This window comes from Streptomyces sp. NPDC002309 (assembly GCF_053593375.1).
Window position 1 is genome coordinate 47,143 of sequence record NZ_JBSFCI010000013.1, and the last position, 15,512, is coordinate 62,654.

Consider the following 15,512-nt stretch of genomic DNA (forward strand, 5'->3'; position numbering starts at 1 on the left):
TCGGCACCTACAGGACTGCTTCATCGCCCTCCTTCACGGCGGCCGGATCGCGTAGCAATCCGACGACCAGGCGTACCGCTTCGGGCAGCGCGGCGGCGACGGCCGGACTGAGGCCCATGCCTTCCTCGACGGTGGCGGGTTCGCACCCCACCACCAGCGTGCGGCGCGGCGGGGGCGTACCGGTGCCGGCGCACAGGGTGTCCAGCAGGGCCAGCACCGCGTCGGGCGACATCCGGTGGCCGTCGAGCGGCACGTCCCGCGGCGGACGGCGACCGCCCGGCTCGGCCGCGTCGATGACGTAGAGCGTCCCGGGGCTGCCGCCGCGGGCCGTCGCGTCGAGCAGGACGAGGGTGTCGTAGCCGTCGAGCAGCCGGTACGCCAGGTGCACACCGCGGATGCCGATGTCGGCGACCTCGACGCCGGGCGGCAGTTCCCGCCCGGACAGCAGACGTGCCGCCTCGACGCCGAAGCCGTCGTCGCCGAGGAAGACGTTGCCCACCCCGGCGACCAGCGTGCGGCGGGGTGCGGTGGTGGCGCTCACGCGTCCTCCCGGAGCTCGGCGACGGACACCTCGTCGGGCTGGAAGTAGAGGAAACGCCCTTGCTCCCGGCGGATGTCGGCGCCCGGGTCGTCCTCCAGGGTGACCGCGACGTGCACGCCGCCGTCCACGTCGTGCAGCACCGCCTCCACCAGCGCGTACCGCCCGTCGACGAACAGGTCCTGCGCGTCGGTGTGCCGCAGCCGGGGCCGCAGCAGGACCCGGCAGCCGGCCCGGACCGGCTGTCCGTCCACCAGCACGTGGTCGCGGGCAGGATCCACGGCGGTGTCCCCGCCCGGGTCCCACCACGGGGTGTCGGGGCGCATGACGCCGTTCCGCGCCGGGGGACCGGCCTCGGCGGGTGTGCGGTACGCCGGCACACCGTCCGTGGCGGGCGTGCCCGGCCCGGTGATCTCCCGCAGTCCGCGCACCGCCCCGTGCAGCCGCTCCAGCACCTCCGGCGGCATCGAGTCGGCCAGGTCGATCACCGCGGCCGCCCGCGCGTCCGTGCCCCGGGCCTCACGCTTCTCCTCGTCGGTGAGGGCGGCGGTGCGCAGGGCGAGGATCTCGTCGATCTCCGTGGCGTCGTACAGGGCGCCGGGGCTCTCGGGGGCGATCGCGGGGTGGTCCTCCAGGATGATCGGCGAGGAGAGCACCAGGTCGCCGCGGCCCGGCTCACCGGCGAGCACCGGCCAGGTGTGCAGGTTGCGGCAGGCGGCGGTGGCGCCCTCGGCCCACTCCGGCGGGTCGGTCAGCGACAGGAACCGCCCGGCGTCCAGGCACAGCAGCGTGTGGCTCGCCACCAGCGAACGGGGCAGGGCGGCGTCACGGTCGGCGCCCTCCGGGGGCAGCCAGTCACCGGTGTTCTCCACGACCACGCTCAACCGCTGCGTCCGGTACGGCCCGTCCAGCTCGCTCACCGACAGGCGCAGGGTGCCGCTCAGCTCCTCGCGGCGCCGCACCAGCCGGCCCACCGTCGTGCCGGCGCCGTCCGCCACCGGCTCGGTGTCCTCGGCCGCCGCCATGCCGAACGGCACGACGACGTCACCCTCCACCAGCTTCGCCACCGGCACGGTGAGCCGCACCTGCTCCTCGTGCCCCTCGTCCCAGGGCACCAGCAGCCGGTCCTCCAGGGCCAGTTCGGGCACCGTCTCGAAGTCGCCGTCGGGGCGGGCCCGCTGCACGGTGCGCCGCCGGGCGTGCAGGAAGCGCACCTCCACGGCGAGCGTCGCGCCCGGCTTCGGTTCCATCAGCAACTCGGTGTGCTGGAAGTCGTGCTCCTCGGTGGCCGCGCTCCACGCCGGGGGCACCAGCACGCCGAACTGCCAGCGCAGCCGGTTCTTCGCGGCGGAGGCACGGTAGGGGTAGAGCACGTACCCCTCGAACAGGACGGCGTCGGCGACCTGCCGGGCGACGGCCAGGCGGGCCTCGGTCTCGGGGCGGAAGGTCGTCGTGATCACGGTGTCCTCTCCCCGGCCGCCGCCAGGAGCGTCTCGACGGTCTCCTGCCAGGACGGCAGCGCGTGCCGCGACCGGTACGCCACCAGCGCGTCCATGGTGTCCCGGGGCAGCCTGATCCACCCCGAGCCCGGGAAGTGCGCCTCGACCATCTCCCGCCACGTCTTCACCGGCATCCGGAAGCCGGCCTCCTTGTCCCAGGGGACCGGCTCCACGCGGAAGCCGCCCTCGCCGGTGAAGGCGGTGCCGGAGAACAGCATCAGCAGCGGCACCTCGCCGTCCTCCAGGGCGTCGAAGTAGCGGGTGGACGCGATGTCCATGTCGTAGGTGCAGGGCACGACGACATCGGTCTCGACCTCGCCGGTGAACCCGGGCACCATCACCTGCACCTGCGCGAACTGCACCGGCTTGAGGCTGCTGCCCCACCGGGACCGCTCACCGAACAGGTCGGTCAGGGCCGCCGCCTCCCCGTCGCCGTAGCCGCGCCGGGCGGGCTCGATCCGGATCTGGCAGCGCAGCGCCAGCGCGTGCACCCGGGTCGCCGGGGACGCCGTGACACGCAGCCGGAACACCAGGGTGGGGCCCAGGGCGTAGGGGTCGGCGCGCACCCCCGTGCACGTGAACGCGAACTCGGTCACGACCGGCTCCCTCGCGGCTCACGGGCCTGTTCGCCGACGTGCGCGAAGAACGCCTCCAGGTCGGCACGGGCCTCCGCGCCGCCGTCGAAGCCCTGCCAGCGCAGCCGCATCCGGCCGACCAGTTCGTAACAGACGTCGACCGGGACCAGGAAGCACTCCACCCGGTCCTCGTGGCGGCGCAGCAGCAGCGCCTCGACATCGGGCGCCAGCAGCCCGGCCAGTTCGGTGGCGGCCAGCACGGACTGCCAGCTCTCCGGGTCCAGTTCGCTCTCCGTCGCCCCGGCCGGGCTCGGGTACAGGGCGACCAGCCGGTCGAGCGCCGAGTTGCGGAAGAAGAACGCGACGCCGACGGGGATGCCGAGCCGTTCCCAGGCCCGCTCGTCGATCCGGTGGCCGGGATCGCGCAGATACCGCCCGGGCACGGTGCGGAACCGTCCCTCCGCGCCCTCGGAGCCGGAGCGGTCGAGCAGTTGGGCGCAGGGATCACAGGCGCAGGCCAGGGCCCGCTTCTCGACATCGACGAGGTGCCGGTGGCGTGCGTCGGCGAGGGGCGCGGCGCAGAGCTCGCAGCGCTCCTCACGGGGCCGGCGCGGAGTGGTGAAGCGGCGCAGGCCCCGGGGCCCGGTGCCGTGCCGCAGCAGCCCCGGGCCGGTCCGCGGCGCGCTCACCGCGCGCCGGCCGACGAGCGGCCGCCCGTCCCGGCCCCGGGTGGCGCGGAGCCGATCTGCAGCAACGCGGGCTCCCGCACCGGTGCCTCCATCTCCACCGAGGTCACCTCCGGCGCGAAGCACGCCAGCGCGTCCCGGGCCGCCTCCTCGACGCCCCCGGCCCCACCGCAACCGCAGCCGCCCGAACCGGCGGGCCGCAGCCGCAGCACCCCGGTCTCCGGGTCGAAGCCGGCGTTCTCGACCGGCTGGGGAAGGCCGTCGAGCGCGCGGGCGATGCGGGTACGCGCGTCCTCCGGATGCAGCCCGTGCAGCACCAGCAGGCTCGCCACCAGGTCGTCGCCGAGCAGCGCGCCGAACGCGCCGCGGGCGCCGGTGTCGCGCTCGACCAGGTCCAGGACGCGCGCCAGGCCGGCGCCGTAGAACTCCATGAGGACGCGCACGAGTTCCTCGGCCGCCTCGCACGCCGCGGGGTCGCCGGACGCGGCCAGCCGGTCGAGGACCTCCTCGACGAGCCTGCCGGCCGCCTCCGCGGTCACCGTGCCGTGCGCCGCGCTCATCCGGCCAGGCCGCTCAGACCGGTGGGGACGTGCATCGCCTTCGTCGTACGGCCGTCACCGACGTACATGTGCACACCGCACGGCAGACACGGGTCGAAGCTGCGCACGGCGCGCATGATGTCGATGCCCTTGAAGTTCTCCGGGGTGTTCTCCTCGAAGATCGGCGTGTTCTGCACCGCGTCCTCGTAGGGGCCCGGGGTCCCGAAGGTGTCGCGGGTGGAGGCGTTCCACGGGGTCGGCGGGTACGGGTGGTAGTTGGCGATCTTGCCGTCCCGGATGACCATGTGGTGCGAGAGCACCCCGCGCACCGCCTCGGTGAAGCCGACGCCGATCGCCTCGTCCGGCACGTCGAACTTCTCCCACGTCCGGGTGCGCCCGGCGCGCACCTCGGCGAGGCCCATCTCCGCGCTGTGCAGCGCCACCGCGGCGGCGTACGCCTGGAAGTAGGTGCGGGCGCGGTTGCGTTCGAGGGCGTTGCTCCACTTCGGGATCTTCCACTCGAAGGTGGTCTCCGGCTTGGTGAGCGTGCGCGGCAGGTTGATGACCACGCTGTGCCCGGTGGCCTTCACGTACCCGATGTCCACCAGGCCCGACAGCGCCGTCGACCACAGCCGGGCGAGGGGGCCGCCGCCGGTGTCCAGCGGCAGGTGGTCCTTGCCGTCGAACCAGCGCGGCGACATCACCCAGCTGTACTTGTCGTCGAAGTTCCGCTTCTGCGGGGCGGGGATGGTGTGCTGGTTCCACGGGTGGCGCGGGTCGACCGGATTGCCGAGCGGGTCGTGCGTGACGAACTGCTCCTGGCCCGCCCAGTCCTCGTAGTACGAGCTGCCCAGCAGGATGCGGATGCCGAGGTTGATCTCGGTGAGGTCGTTGGTGACCAGCTTGCCGTCCACGACGACGCCGGGGGTGACGAGCATCCGTCGGCCCCAGTCCGTCATGTTGGCGTAGGTGAAGTCGCAGTACTCGGGGTCGTTGAACGCCCCCCAGCAGCCGAGCAGCACCCGGCGGCGGCCGACCTCCTCGTAGCCGGGCAGCGCCTCGTAGAAGAAGTCGAACAGGTCGTCGTGGAGCGGCACGACGCGCTTCATGAACTCCACGTACCGCATCAGGCGGGACATGTAGTCCGTGAAGAGCTGCACCGAGCCGATGGTGCCGACGCCGCCCGGGTAGAGCGTGGAGGGGTGCACATGGCGCCCCTCCATCAGGCAGAACATCTCCCGGGTGTAGCGGCTGACCGAGAGCGCCTCGCGGTAGAACTCGCCCTCCAGCGGGTTCAGGGCGCGCATGATGTCGGCGATGGTGCGGTAGCCGTGTTCGGCGGCGTGCGGCGCCTGGGTGCGCTCGGCGAGCTCCAGGACGCCCGGGTTGGTCTCGCGGACCATCTTCTCGCAGTAGTCGACCCCGACCAGGTTCTCCTGGAAGATGTTGTGGTCGAACATGAACTCCGCGGACTCACCGCAGTTGATGATCCACTCGCCGAGGTGCGGCGGCTTCACCCCGTACGCCATGTTCTGCGCGTACACCGAGCAGGTGGCGTGGTTGTCGCCGCAGATGCCGCAGATGCGGCTGGTGATGAAGTGCGCGTCGCGCGGGTCCTTGCCCCGCATGAAGACGCTGTAGCCGCGGAAGACCGACGAGGTGCTGTAGCACTCGGCGACCCGCTTCTGCTTGAAGTCGATCTTCGTGTGGATGCCGAGGCTGCCCACGATCCGGGTGATCGGGTCCCACGCCATCTCCACCAGCCCGGTGCCGTCACCGGGAGTCGTCGAGGTCGCCATGTCTCTGTGATGCCCTTCGGTCGTTCGGGTCTGCGAGGGGGAGTGGCCGGGGGAGCGCGGTCACCAAGGAGGCCGGTAGCCGGTGGTGATCTCCCGGCCCGTGTGCCGCCACTTGGGTTCCTTGTCCAGGGTCTTCGCCGTGATGGACCGCAGCCTGCGGATCACCGCGCCGTACGCACCGCTGGCGGTGCTGGAGAGCCTGCCGCCGGGCGGCTCGTCCATGAACGGCATGAACTTGTCGGGGAAACCGGGCATCGTGCAGGCGATGCAGATGCCGCCCACGTTCGGGCAGCCGCCGACGCCGTTCATCCAGCCCCGCTTGGGCACGTTGCACTTGACGACGGGACCCCAGCAGCCGAGCTTCACCAGGCACTCGGGCGAGTCGTACTCCGTCGCGAACTGGCCCTGCTCGTAGTAGCCGGCCCGGTCGCAGCCCTCGTGCACGGTCGCCCCGAACAGCCAGGTCGGCCGGAGCTTGTCGTCCAGCGGGATCATCGGGGCCGACCCCACCGCCTGGTACAGCAGATAGGTCAGCGTCTCGGCGAAGTTGTCCGGCTGGATCGGGCAGCCCGGCACGCACACGATCGGGATGCCCGCCTTCGACTTCCAGTCCCAGCCCAGGTAGTCGGGCACCCCCATCGCGCCCGTCGGGTTGCCGGCCATGGCGTGGATTCCGCCGTATGTGGCGCAGGTGCCGATCGCGACGACGGCCAGGGCCTTCGGCGCGAGCCGGTCGATCCACTCACTGGTGGTGATGGGCTGGCCGGTCTCCGGGTTGTCGCCGAAGCCGCACCAGTAGCCCTCCTGCTTGATCGCCTCGTTCGGGACGGACCCCTCGACGACGAGGACGAACGGGTCGATCTCCCCGCGCTCGCCCTTGAAGAACCACTCGATGAACGTGTCGGCGCCGCCGACCGGGCCGCACTCGAAGTCGATCAGCGGCCAGTGCACCGCGATCTTCGGCAGCCCCGGCAGCGCCCCCAGGACGATCTCCTCGATGCTCGGCTGCATGGCGGCGGTCAGGGCGACCGAGTCGCCGTCGCAACTCAGCCCCGCGTTGATCCAGAGGATGTGGATCGGCTGCTCGTCCGTGCCGGGCGAGCCGGCCGCGCCCGGTTCCTGAGCCGTGGTCGGCGATGCTGCGTTCATCAACTGCCTCCCGGGGAGGAAAAGCCTCGGAGCCGACGAGTCGGCGCATGTTCCAGCCAAGCGTCGGGCAGCGCGGCAGCCCCCGCATCCGTGGCGGCCGGTCCGGCCGGCGCCCGCTCCTTGCGCGCGAACGCCCGGCGCAGGGCGTGATAGGGCGCGTCGGGGTCCGAGAAGATCCTCCGCATCCGGCGCAGTTCCCGCTGCCGGACCGCCGCCAGCGGGGTGACGGCCTCCCGGCGTTCGTGCTCGGCCTTCTTCGCGGCGAGACGCGGCTGCGCGGCCGAGGAGTTCGCCAGCCGATGGGCCAGGAGAGTGACGTCGGCGGTGAAACGCGCCGCGGGACAGGCGACGACCCGGTCGACCAGCCCGATGTCCCGGGCGCGGGCGGCGGTGACCGGCAGCGCCTCCTCGGTGAGCCGCCGCGCCATGGCCGCACCGACCCGTCGGGGCAGGCTGTACGTCCAGTACTCCGAGCCGTACAGCCCCATGCGCCGGTAGTGCGGATGGAGCACCGAGCCGGCCCGGCACCACACCTCGTCGGCGGCCAGCGCCAGCATCACGCCCCCGGCCGCGGCGTTGCCGCCGACGGCGCTCACCACGAGCCGGTCGGTGGTGGTGAGGACCGCCTCGACGAGGTCGTCCATCGCGTTGATGTTGGCCCAGGACTCCGCGGCCGGATCGGCGGCGGCCTCGATGACACCGAGGTGGATCCCGTTGGAGAAGAAGTCGCGCCCGGCGCCCAGCACCAGCACGGTGGTCGGCCGCTCGCACGCGGCCCGGTAGGCGGCCAGCAGCCTTCGGCACCGGTCGGTGGACATCGCCCCGCCCGGGAAGGCGAACGACAGGAACCCCACCGGACCGTCCTCCCGGTAGCGGATGTCCGACCAGCAGGCGTCCCCCGACGGTTCCGGTGCGGGCAGCGAGGGGAGCCGCGCGCCCAGGGCGGTCACGGCGGGCAGCTTGCACGCGCGCGGGGCGCCGGGGGCCGTACGCTCCCGCAGCTCGGGGATCCAGACCGCGCCGTCCGCCGTGGCCCGGCAGATCGCGCCCGCGCGCGTCGCCAGCAGCTCCCCGGGCCGCCCCCGCAGCCGGAACTCGGGATGCCCGCCGTGCAGGAACCACTGAGCGCCGAGCAGTTCGTCGAGCACGCCGGGCTGCGAGTCGGCGGCGCGCAGGGCACACAGCACGGTCTCGGTGGAGTCGTCGGCCCAGGTGACACGGCGGTCCGCCTGGCGCATCGCGGGTCTGGTCCGCGCGCCGGCCGCCCTCGGCAGGGTGGCCTGGTCCCGCGGCACGTGACCGCCGGAGCCGAACCGCTCCACGGCGAGCAGCACCGCCTCGACCGCCGCGTCGGACACCTCGTTGCGGTACAGATCGCTCTTGCCCACGCCGGGCAGCGGGCAGGCGGCCGTCGCCCAGACCGGCCCGGCGTCCATCTCCTCGTCGGCCTGGAGTACGGTCACGCCCCACTCGGCGGCGCCGTCGTGCAGGGCCCAGTCCAGCGAGGAGGGGCCCCGGTCGCCGACGGGACCGGGGTGGACGATCAGGCAGGTGCGGGCCGACCACACGTCGCGCGGGACGACCGTCCTCAGCATCGGTGCCACGACCAGCTCGGGCGCGTGCCGTCCGACGGCCGCCCGCACGTCGTCGCCGTGGGGCGTCACCTCGACGGCGACATCGTGCCCGCGCTCGCGCAGCTCCGCGTGCACACGCTGGGTGAGGCTGTTGTAGGCGCTGCCGATGAGCAGGATGCGCATGCCCGTGATGGTCATACAGGCGCATCGGTGGACGGCGCCGCGAATCCCGTCGGTCACCCGTAGGGGGTGGGCTTCCCGCCATATGCCTCGCCCGGCTCCGGGTACGACCCGGCCGGGGAGCACGCGCCGGAGCCCGGACCGGGCCGCCCGGACGCCTCCCCGTGCTCGCTTGCGGTTACCCGGTACCCGTAGGAGAGTGGCCGTCGACCGTGCTGAACACGCCTTGCCGAGCGGGGAGTCGTATGGGGACGAAGCAGTTCGGCGGCTCGCCCGAGGACGCGGACCTCAGGCGCGCCGACTCGCTCGCCCGGGAGATCTTCTCGGACGTCGCCAACAAGTGGGCGTTCCTGATCATCGAGGCTCTCGGTGAAGGCACGTTGCGCTTCAGCGAGTTGCGCACGAGGGTCGAGGGCATCAGCCACAAGATGCTGACCCAGAACCTGCGCATGCTGGAGCGCAACGGGCTGGTCCACCGCGAGGTGCACCCCGTCGTGCCGCCGCGTGTCGAGTACACCCTCACCGAGCCCGGCGAGGCCCTGCGCGCCACCGTCGACGGCATGTGCGGCTGGACCCAGCGGTACCTCGGCCACATCGAGACCGCACGCCGTCGCTTCGAGGTCTGACGGCCGCCGAGGTCACCGCCCCGTCGTGGTGATACGCCGGACGGCCTCACGGGTCAGGGCGCGGTCGTGGGGCTCCCGCGCCAGTGCGCGGTGCAGGATCAGTCCCTCGACGAGGGCGTCGAGCTGGCGGGCGGTGTCCGGGTCGAAGTGCCTTTCGAGGTGGACGCGGCTGCGCCGCATCCACTCGTGGGTGAGTTCGCGGTAGGCGGGCCGGCGGGCGGCGAGCGTGTACAGCTCCTGGGTGAGGACGAGGTCCCGCCCGCTGCCCTCCGACAGCGTGTGGACCAGGTCCGTCACCGCCTCGCACGCCTCCTCGCGGTCGGCCGGAGCGGCGAGATGGGCGTCGAAGACGGCGACGATGTGCCCGGCGAACTGCCCGAACGCCTCCCGGAGCAGCTCTTCGATGCCGCTGAAGTGGTACGTCATCGACCCCAGCGGGACGCCCGCGCGCACGGCGATCTTCCGGTGCGAGACACCGGCGACCCCTTCGTCGGCGATGAGATCGAGGGTCGCCGCGACGATCCGGGCGCGGCGCTGCGGGTCGGTGTGTCCGGTGGCCATGGCGCAGACCTTCAGAGGGTGCGGACCTGGCGGGCGGGATTCCCGACGACGACGACATCGGCGGGCACGTCCTTGGTGACGACCGCGCCCGCGCCGACCACGGAGTTGTCTCCGACGGTCACGCCGGGCAGGACGATCGCGCCGGCGCCGAGCCACACGTTGTTCCCGATCGTGATCGGGCGGGCGGCCTCCAGCTTGTCGCGCCGGGGCCCCGGCTCCAGCGGGTGGGTGGGGGTGAGCAACTGGACGTTCGGCCCGATCTGGCAGTCCTCGCCGATGGTGATCGCGGCGACGTCCAGCGCGGTCAGGTTGTAGTTGACGAAGGTGCGCGCGCCGATCCTGATGTTGCTGCCGTAGTCGACGTGCAGCGGCGGCCGCACATGCACCTCCTCGCCCACGGAGCCGAGCAGTTCGGCGAGGAGGGGCAGCGCCGAGTCGGCGTCCTCCGTGTAGGCGGCCTGGAAGCGGGCGGCCAGGCGCACCGCCCGCTGCTGACGGCGGGCGATCTCGGGGTCGTCGGCGATGTAGAGGTCGCCCGCCAGCATGCGTTCGAGGTGCGTTCGGGGGTCCTGGGCGAAATGGTCCATCGGCATGCGTACGATCGTACACTCGGTGTTCGGTGTTCGGTGTTCGGTGTTCGGTGTTCGGTGTTCGGCCGGCGGCCGCCTCGGGTGTCGGTCTTCGGCTCGGCGGGCACGTCGGGTGTGGGCTTCTTGGCCCGGCGGCCGCGTCGGATGTCGGTTTCTTGGCCCGGCGCCCGCCTCGGGCGCCGGATGTCCGGGCGGCGCCCTCCGCGCGGTGGGCCCGCCGTCCCTCAGGCGCGGCCGACGGTGTCCTGGTCGTCCAGCGGCTCGTGCGGGTCCGGTCCCGCGGAGCCGTGCTTCCCGTCGGCCCCTTCCGTCGACGCGGACCCGCGGCGCAGGTGGGAGAGGCGCGCGGCGACGGGCTCCGTGTACCGGGCGGTGAGCGGGCCGAGGAGGACCAGGATCAGCACGTACGCGGTCGCGAGCGGGCCGAGGGAGGGCTCTATCCCGCCCGTGACGGCCAGCCCGGCGATGACGATGGAGAACTCCCCCCTGGCCACCAGCGTGCCGCCCGCCCGCCAGCGGCCCCGCGCGCCGACGCCCGCCCGCGCGGCGGCCCAGTAGCCGGTGGCGATCTTCGTCAGCGCGGTGACGGCGGCCAGGCCGAGGGCGGGCAGCAGGACCGGTGGAATGCTCGCCGGGTCGGTATTGAGGCCGAAGAAGACGAAGAAGACCGCGGCGAAGAGATCGCGCAGCGGGGCGAGCAGGCTGTACGCCCCCTCGGCGACCTCGCCGGACAGCGCGATGCCCACGAGGAAGGCGCCCACCGCCGCGGACACCTGCACCTGCTGGGCGAGCCCCGAGATCAGCAGGGTCAGCCCGAGGACGACCAGCAGCAGCTTCTCCGGATCGTCGCTCGAGACGAACCGCGAGATGTGCCGGCCGTAGCGCACCGCGAGCAGGAGGACCAGGGCGGCGGCGCCGAGCGCGATGGCCAGTGTGACACCGCCGGCCACCAGGCCGACGCCCGCCACCAGGGCCGTGAGAATCGGCAGGTAGACGGCCATGGAGAGGTCCTCGAGGACCAGGATGCTCAGCACGACGGGTGTCTCGCGGTTGCCCAGCCGGCCCAGGTCGCCGAGGATCTTGGCGATCACGCCGGAGGACGAGATCCAGGTGACGCCCGCCAGGGCGACGGCGGCGACCGGCCCCCAGCCGAGCAGCAGCGCCAGTGCGGCGCCCGGCAGGGCGTTGAGCGCGCAGTCGACCAGGCCCGCCGGGTAGTGGGCCTTGAGGTTGGTGACGAGGTCGCTGGCCGTGTACTCCAGGCCGAGCATGAGCAGCAGCAGGATGACGCCGATCTCGGCTCCGACGGCGATGAACTCCTCGCTGGCGGCCAGCGGCAGCAGTCCGCCCTTGCCGAACGCGAGCCCCGCCAGCAGATACAGCGGTATCGGCGACAGCCGCAGCCGGCCCGCGAACCGGCCCAGCAGGCCGAGCGCGAGGATGATCGCCCCGAACTCGATCAGGAACACGGTGGAGGAGTGCACGGCGGCTCACTCCCGCCCGAGTGTCCCGGCGGCAGCCTCCACTCCCTCGCGGGTGCCGATCACGATCAGTGTGTCTCCGCCGGCCAGCCGGAAGTCCGGCGCGGGGGAGGGGATCGCCTCGGCCCGGCGCAGGACCGCCACGATCGAGGCGCCGGTCGTGGTGCGCAGCCGGGTCTCGCCGAGCAGCCGCCCGTTCCAGTGGGATACGCCGGACAGCTCGATCCGCTCGGCCACCAGGCCCAGATCGGCGGGGGACAGCAGATTCGGCGCGTGGTGCGCGGGAAGCAGCGCGTCGACGAGAGCGGCCGCCTCCTCGGCGGTGAGCCGCACGGACAGTGCGCAGGCGTCCGGGTCGTCCGTGCGGTACGTGCTGAGGGTGCGCTCCCCGTCGCGGTGCGCCACCACGGACAGGCGCCGCCGCTCGTGTGTGGTCAGGTCGTAGCGGACGCCGATTCCCGGCAGCGGCGTACTGCTCAGGCGGGAAGCGCCCATGGCGACCCCCTCTCTCGCGGGGCACCGACGGCGGCGACCGCGGGGACGCGCCGTGAACCCCGGCCCGGGCCTGTGAGAACCATCGTAGGCCCGCGGCTCCGACCGGGCCGGACCGGCGATGTCGTCGCTGATGACGTCACCGATACCGGCGCGACGGCTGCGCGCGCGACGGCCATTGACGCAGTTGGTCTATACCAAGCCGTGGTGTTTCCGTATCCTCACCCGTAGCCATTGGCACACCCCCCCTCAACCCCCCACAGGTCGCGTGCCGGCGCGGGCGGCACCCCACGACAGGCCCCGGTGGCAGCGCGACCTGCCGATTCACCGCCTCCAGGAGGATCTCGGTGAGAGTTCGCACCTCAAGCTCGGCGATCATCGGCACCATCGTTCTCGTCGCCTCGCTCGCACTGACCGCCGCCTCGGCCGACGAGCCGGCCGCCACGGGGCAGGCGGCGAAGGTCACCCTCAAGAACGTCGCCACGGCCAGGAATCCGATCGCCGGCGCGGCCGGTCCAGGAGGCAAGCTCTGGATCGCCGAACGCGCGGGCACGGTCAGGGTCCTGGGCGAGCGAGGGCTGGGCAGGCCCGTCCTCGACATATCCGCCGAGACCACCGTCGACGGCGAACGCGGGCTGCTGGGCATCGCGTTCGACAAGAGGTTCGCCCACTTCTACATCTCGTTCACGGACCTCGAAGGCACCAGCACCGTGGACGAGTTCGCCGTGCGCAACGGCAGGATCCAGCCGCACACCCGGCGTACGGTCCTCACCCAGGAGCAGCCCTATCCGAACCACAACGGCGGCGCCATCAAGATCGGCCCCGATGGCTACCTCTACATCGCGCTCGGCGACGGGGGTTCGGGCGGTGACCCGCACGGCAACGGGCAGAACCTCGGCACCCTGCTCGGCAAGCTGCTGCGGATCGACCCGAGGGGCGGCGTGCCGTACGCGATCCCGCCGGACAACCCGTTCGTGGACGACCCGGACGCGAGGGACGAGATCTGGGCGTACGGGCTGCGCAACCCGTGGCGGTTCTCCTTCGACTCGGGCACGGGCGACCTCTTCATCGGTGACGTCGGCCAGAACGACTGGGAGGAGATCGACTGGGCCCCGGCGCGCAGCAAGGGCGGCGAGAACTACGGCTGGAACCAGATGGAGGGCACCCACCCCTTCCGCGGCGGCACGGAACCGGCGAACCATGTGCCGCCCGTCCACGAGTACGACCGCAGCAACTTCGGCTGCTCGGTGACCGGCGGCTACGTCTACCGGGGCAAGGCGATCCCGGCCCTCAAGGGGCAGTACGTGTACAGCGACTACTGCGACGGGACCGTCCGCTCACTGCGGTTGGAGAACGGCGAGGTGACCGCCGTGAACGACCTCGGAGTCAACGGCGGCGAGGTCATCTCCCTCGCGCAGGGCGGCAACGGCGAACTGTACGTCTTCGCCATCGGCGGCAGCGTCTTCCGCATCGACCCGGCGTAACGGGCACCGGGAGCGCCGGGCGCGACCGACCCGGCCCGGGCCGGAGTACCTCGTGTACTCCGGCCTGTCGGTGCGGGCGATGGTCCCGAGGGCGTAGGACCTCCGGGAGCGCCGCTCCCGGAGGCAGCCTGAGCCAGGAATCCCCTCCCGCCGGCGAGGGGAGGATGTCCCTCATCCCGGACCTGCCTCGGATCCACAGCACCGGAGAAGAGCAGGGGGCGGGGAAGATTTCCGGGTGTCCGTACGATGGACCGCCCGTGAAGTGCGCGGCAGCGGAAGGGAGACAGGGCGTGACGGATCACCGGGGCTCCCGGCGACGGGGGCAGGGCGAGCTGGAGGTGCAGGTCCTGGCCGCCCTGCGGGAGGCGGACGGGCCCGCGACGGCCGGCTGGGTGCGGCAGCGGCTCGGCGGTGACCTCGCCTACACGACCGTGATCACGATCCTGACCCGGCTGCTGGGCAAGGGCGCCGTGACCCGAGAGCGCGCCGGGCGCTCGTTCGCCTGGACGCCGGCCTCCGACGAGGCGGGCCTCGCGGCCCGGAAGATGCGCAAGGTGCTGGACGCCGAGCAGGACCGCGAGGCGGTGCTCGCCAGCTTCGTCACCGCCCTCGAACCCGAGGACGAGCGGCTGCTGCGGGACCTGCTGGAGCGCGCGAAGGACGACGGGGAAGGCTGAGACGGGATGGGGGTGTTCGTCTTTCTGCCACTGGTGCTGCCGCTCACCGCATGGCCGATCGCGCGGCTCGCCGAGCACCACCTCCACCCGCGCCTGGCCACCCGGCTGCTGACGGTCATGGCCGGCGTCATGGCCTCGTGCAGCACGCTGTGTCTGGGTCTGCTGATGGTGGTCGGCACGGCCCAACTGCCCGGGAACCCGCTGCCGGACGGCTGGTCCGACCCGGAGGTGCGCGCGGCCGTCCCCTACGACGAGCTGGCCGGCCAGGCGGCGATCCCCGCCCTGCTGGCCGTGACGATGGCCTGCGGCGGCACGCTGTGGCGTCACGGGCGGACACGCCGGCGCGCCCACCGCGCGCTGGCCGGGCTGCCCGCCAGGAACATCACGGTGCTGCCCGACGACACGCCCTACGCGTACGCCCTCCCGGGCGGCCTCCGGGGCCGGATCGTGGTCACCACGGGACTGCTGCGCGTCCTGCGCCCCGCCGAACGGCGCGCCCTCTTCGCCCATGAGCGCGCCCACCTGGCCGCACGCCATCACCGGTACCTGCTCGTCGCCCGGCTGGCCGCGCGCGCCAACCCCTTCCTGCGACCGCTGCGCACGGCGGTGTCGTACACGACGGAACGGTGGGCGGACGAGGAGGCGGCCCGCGAGGTCGGCGACCGCCGGACCGTGGCGCGCGCGATCGGCAGGGCGGCCCTCGTCTCCCGGGGGGCGCCGCTCTCCCCCCTGGCGGGCTTCGCCGCGCCCGGACCGGTGCCGCGCCGGGTCGCGGCGCTGCTGGGGCCCGCCCCCGCGACGCGCGCCTGGCCCTCCGCGTTCACGGCGGTGGGGGTGGCCGCGTGGACGGCCGCCGCCGGGACGGCGGTCTCCGCGATGTCGTCCGCCAACTCCGCGGTGACGCTGGCCGTCATCCTTCACGCGGCGACACCCCTCTGACCCCGAGGGTCGTGCGTCCTGGTGCCCGACGGTGAAGCGGGTCAGCGCGTCGTGCCCGTGCGCGAGGAGACCGCCGCGTTTGTCGGTCTTCATGACGGAACAACCGGGAGGTCCCGGCCGTTC

At 72.9% G+C, this 15,512-nt stretch carries 16 protein-coding genes; 4 read left to right on the forward strand and 12 right to left on the reverse strand.

Translation table 11 applies throughout. From position 1 onward, the window contains the following. Positions 1 to 7: 7 nt before the first annotated feature. From ACWCPM_RS13545 to ACWCPM_RS13580, 8 genes are read right to left on the reverse strand one after another with little or no spacing between them, the layout of a single operon-like run. Complete coding sequence (locus ACWCPM_RS13545) at positions 8 to 541, reverse strand: hydrogenase maturation protease (RefSeq protein WP_450976304.1); 534 nt, start codon at positions 539 to 541, stop codon at positions 8 to 10. Continuing rightward, the gene (locus tag ACWCPM_RS13550; protein WP_450976305.1) at positions 538 to 1,998 is read right to left on the reverse strand and encodes a hypothetical protein; all 1,461 of its coding nucleotides are present in this window, start codon (positions 1,996 to 1,998) and stop codon (positions 538 to 540) included. The genes ACWCPM_RS13545 and ACWCPM_RS13550 overlap by 4 nt, the downstream gene beginning before the upstream one ends. Then, positions 1,995 to 2,633 carry a DUF6084 family protein gene (locus ACWCPM_RS13555; protein ID WP_450976306.1) on the reverse strand — a complete coding sequence of 213 codons (639 nt, stop codon included), beginning with the start codon at positions 2,631 to 2,633 and terminating at the stop codon, positions 1,995 to 1,997. Before ACWCPM_RS13555 ends, ACWCPM_RS13550 begins: the two co-directional genes overlap by 4 nt. Next, positions 2,630 to 3,301: a DUF5947 family protein gene (locus ACWCPM_RS13560; protein WP_450976307.1), complete on the reverse strand. Its 672-nt coding sequence runs from the start codon at positions 3,299 to 3,301 to the stop codon at positions 2,630 to 2,632. Before ACWCPM_RS13560 ends, ACWCPM_RS13555 begins: the two co-directional genes overlap by 4 nt. Next, complete coding sequence (locus ACWCPM_RS13565) at positions 3,298 to 3,858, reverse strand: hypothetical protein (protein WP_450976308.1); 561 nt, start codon at positions 3,856 to 3,858, stop codon at positions 3,298 to 3,300. The genes ACWCPM_RS13560 and ACWCPM_RS13565 overlap by 4 nt, the downstream gene beginning before the upstream one ends. Continuing rightward, on the reverse strand, positions 3,855 to 5,636 hold the full coding sequence (locus tag ACWCPM_RS13570; protein WP_450976309.1) for a nickel-dependent hydrogenase large subunit: 1,782 nt from the start codon (positions 5,634 to 5,636) through the stop codon (positions 3,855 to 3,857). The genes ACWCPM_RS13565 and ACWCPM_RS13570 overlap by 4 nt, the downstream gene beginning before the upstream one ends. Before the next feature lie 60 nt (positions 5,637 to 5,696). Then, complete coding sequence (locus tag ACWCPM_RS13575; RefSeq protein WP_450976310.1) at positions 5,697 to 6,785, reverse strand: NADH-quinone oxidoreductase subunit B family protein; 1,089 nt, start codon at positions 6,783 to 6,785, stop codon at positions 5,697 to 5,699. After that, entirely contained in the window at positions 6,785 to 8,542 is a 1,758-nt protein-coding gene (locus tag ACWCPM_RS13580; RefSeq protein WP_450976311.1) for a hydrogenase maturation protein, read from the reverse strand. Before ACWCPM_RS13580 ends, ACWCPM_RS13575 begins: the two co-directional genes overlap by 1 nt. Before the next feature lie 242 nt (positions 8,543 to 8,784). Here ACWCPM_RS13580 and ACWCPM_RS13585 point away from each other — a divergent pair, with 242 nt between their 5' ends. After that, the gene (locus ACWCPM_RS13585) at positions 8,785 to 9,165 is read left to right on the forward strand and encodes a winged helix-turn-helix transcriptional regulator (protein ID WP_450976312.1); all 381 of its coding nucleotides are present in this window, start codon (positions 8,785 to 8,787) and stop codon (positions 9,163 to 9,165) included. A gap of 12 nt (positions 9,166 to 9,177) precedes the next feature. On the opposite strand, the gene ACWCPM_RS13590 is transcribed toward ACWCPM_RS13585, so the two are convergent. From ACWCPM_RS13590 to ACWCPM_RS13605, 4 genes are all read right to left on the reverse strand, one after another. After that, entirely contained in the window at positions 9,178 to 9,726 is a 549-nt protein-coding gene (locus tag ACWCPM_RS13590) for a TetR/AcrR family transcriptional regulator (RefSeq protein ID WP_450976313.1), read from the reverse strand. Between the two features lie 11 nt (positions 9,727 to 9,737). Continuing rightward, positions 9,738 to 10,319 (reverse strand): sugar O-acetyltransferase, encoded by a 582-nt coding sequence (locus tag ACWCPM_RS13595; protein WP_450976314.1) that lies wholly within the window; start codon positions 10,317 to 10,319, stop codon positions 9,738 to 9,740. Between the two features lie 221 nt (positions 10,320 to 10,540). Further along, positions 10,541 to 11,800, reverse strand: coding sequence for a cation:proton antiporter (locus ACWCPM_RS13600; protein ID WP_450976315.1), 1,260 nt, complete (start codon positions 11,798 to 11,800; stop codon positions 10,541 to 10,543). Positions 11,801 to 11,806: 6 nt separating this feature from the next. After that, positions 11,807 to 12,292: a cation:proton antiporter regulatory subunit gene (locus ACWCPM_RS13605; protein WP_450976316.1), complete on the reverse strand. Its 486-nt coding sequence runs from the start codon at positions 12,290 to 12,292 to the stop codon at positions 11,807 to 11,809. Between the two features lie 344 nt (positions 12,293 to 12,636). On the opposite strand from ACWCPM_RS13605, the gene ACWCPM_RS13610 reads away from it, so the two are divergent. The 3 genes from ACWCPM_RS13610 (at position 12,637) to ACWCPM_RS13620 (ending at position 15,389) form a co-directional block, all read left to right on the forward strand. After that, entirely contained in the window at positions 12,637 to 13,773 is a 1,137-nt protein-coding gene (locus tag ACWCPM_RS13610) for a PQQ-dependent sugar dehydrogenase (RefSeq protein WP_450976317.1), read from the forward strand. Positions 13,774 to 14,063: 290 nt separating this feature from the next. Then, a complete protein-coding gene (locus ACWCPM_RS13615; RefSeq protein ID WP_450976318.1) occupies positions 14,064 to 14,450 on the forward strand; it encodes a BlaI/MecI/CopY family transcriptional regulator in 387 nt (128 codons plus the stop codon). A gap of 6 nt (positions 14,451 to 14,456) precedes the next feature. Then, positions 14,457 to 15,389 (forward strand): M56 family metallopeptidase, encoded by a 933-nt coding sequence (locus ACWCPM_RS13620; protein ID WP_450976319.1) that lies wholly within the window; start codon positions 14,457 to 14,459, stop codon positions 15,387 to 15,389. Positions 15,390 to 15,512 lie beyond the last annotated feature (123 nt).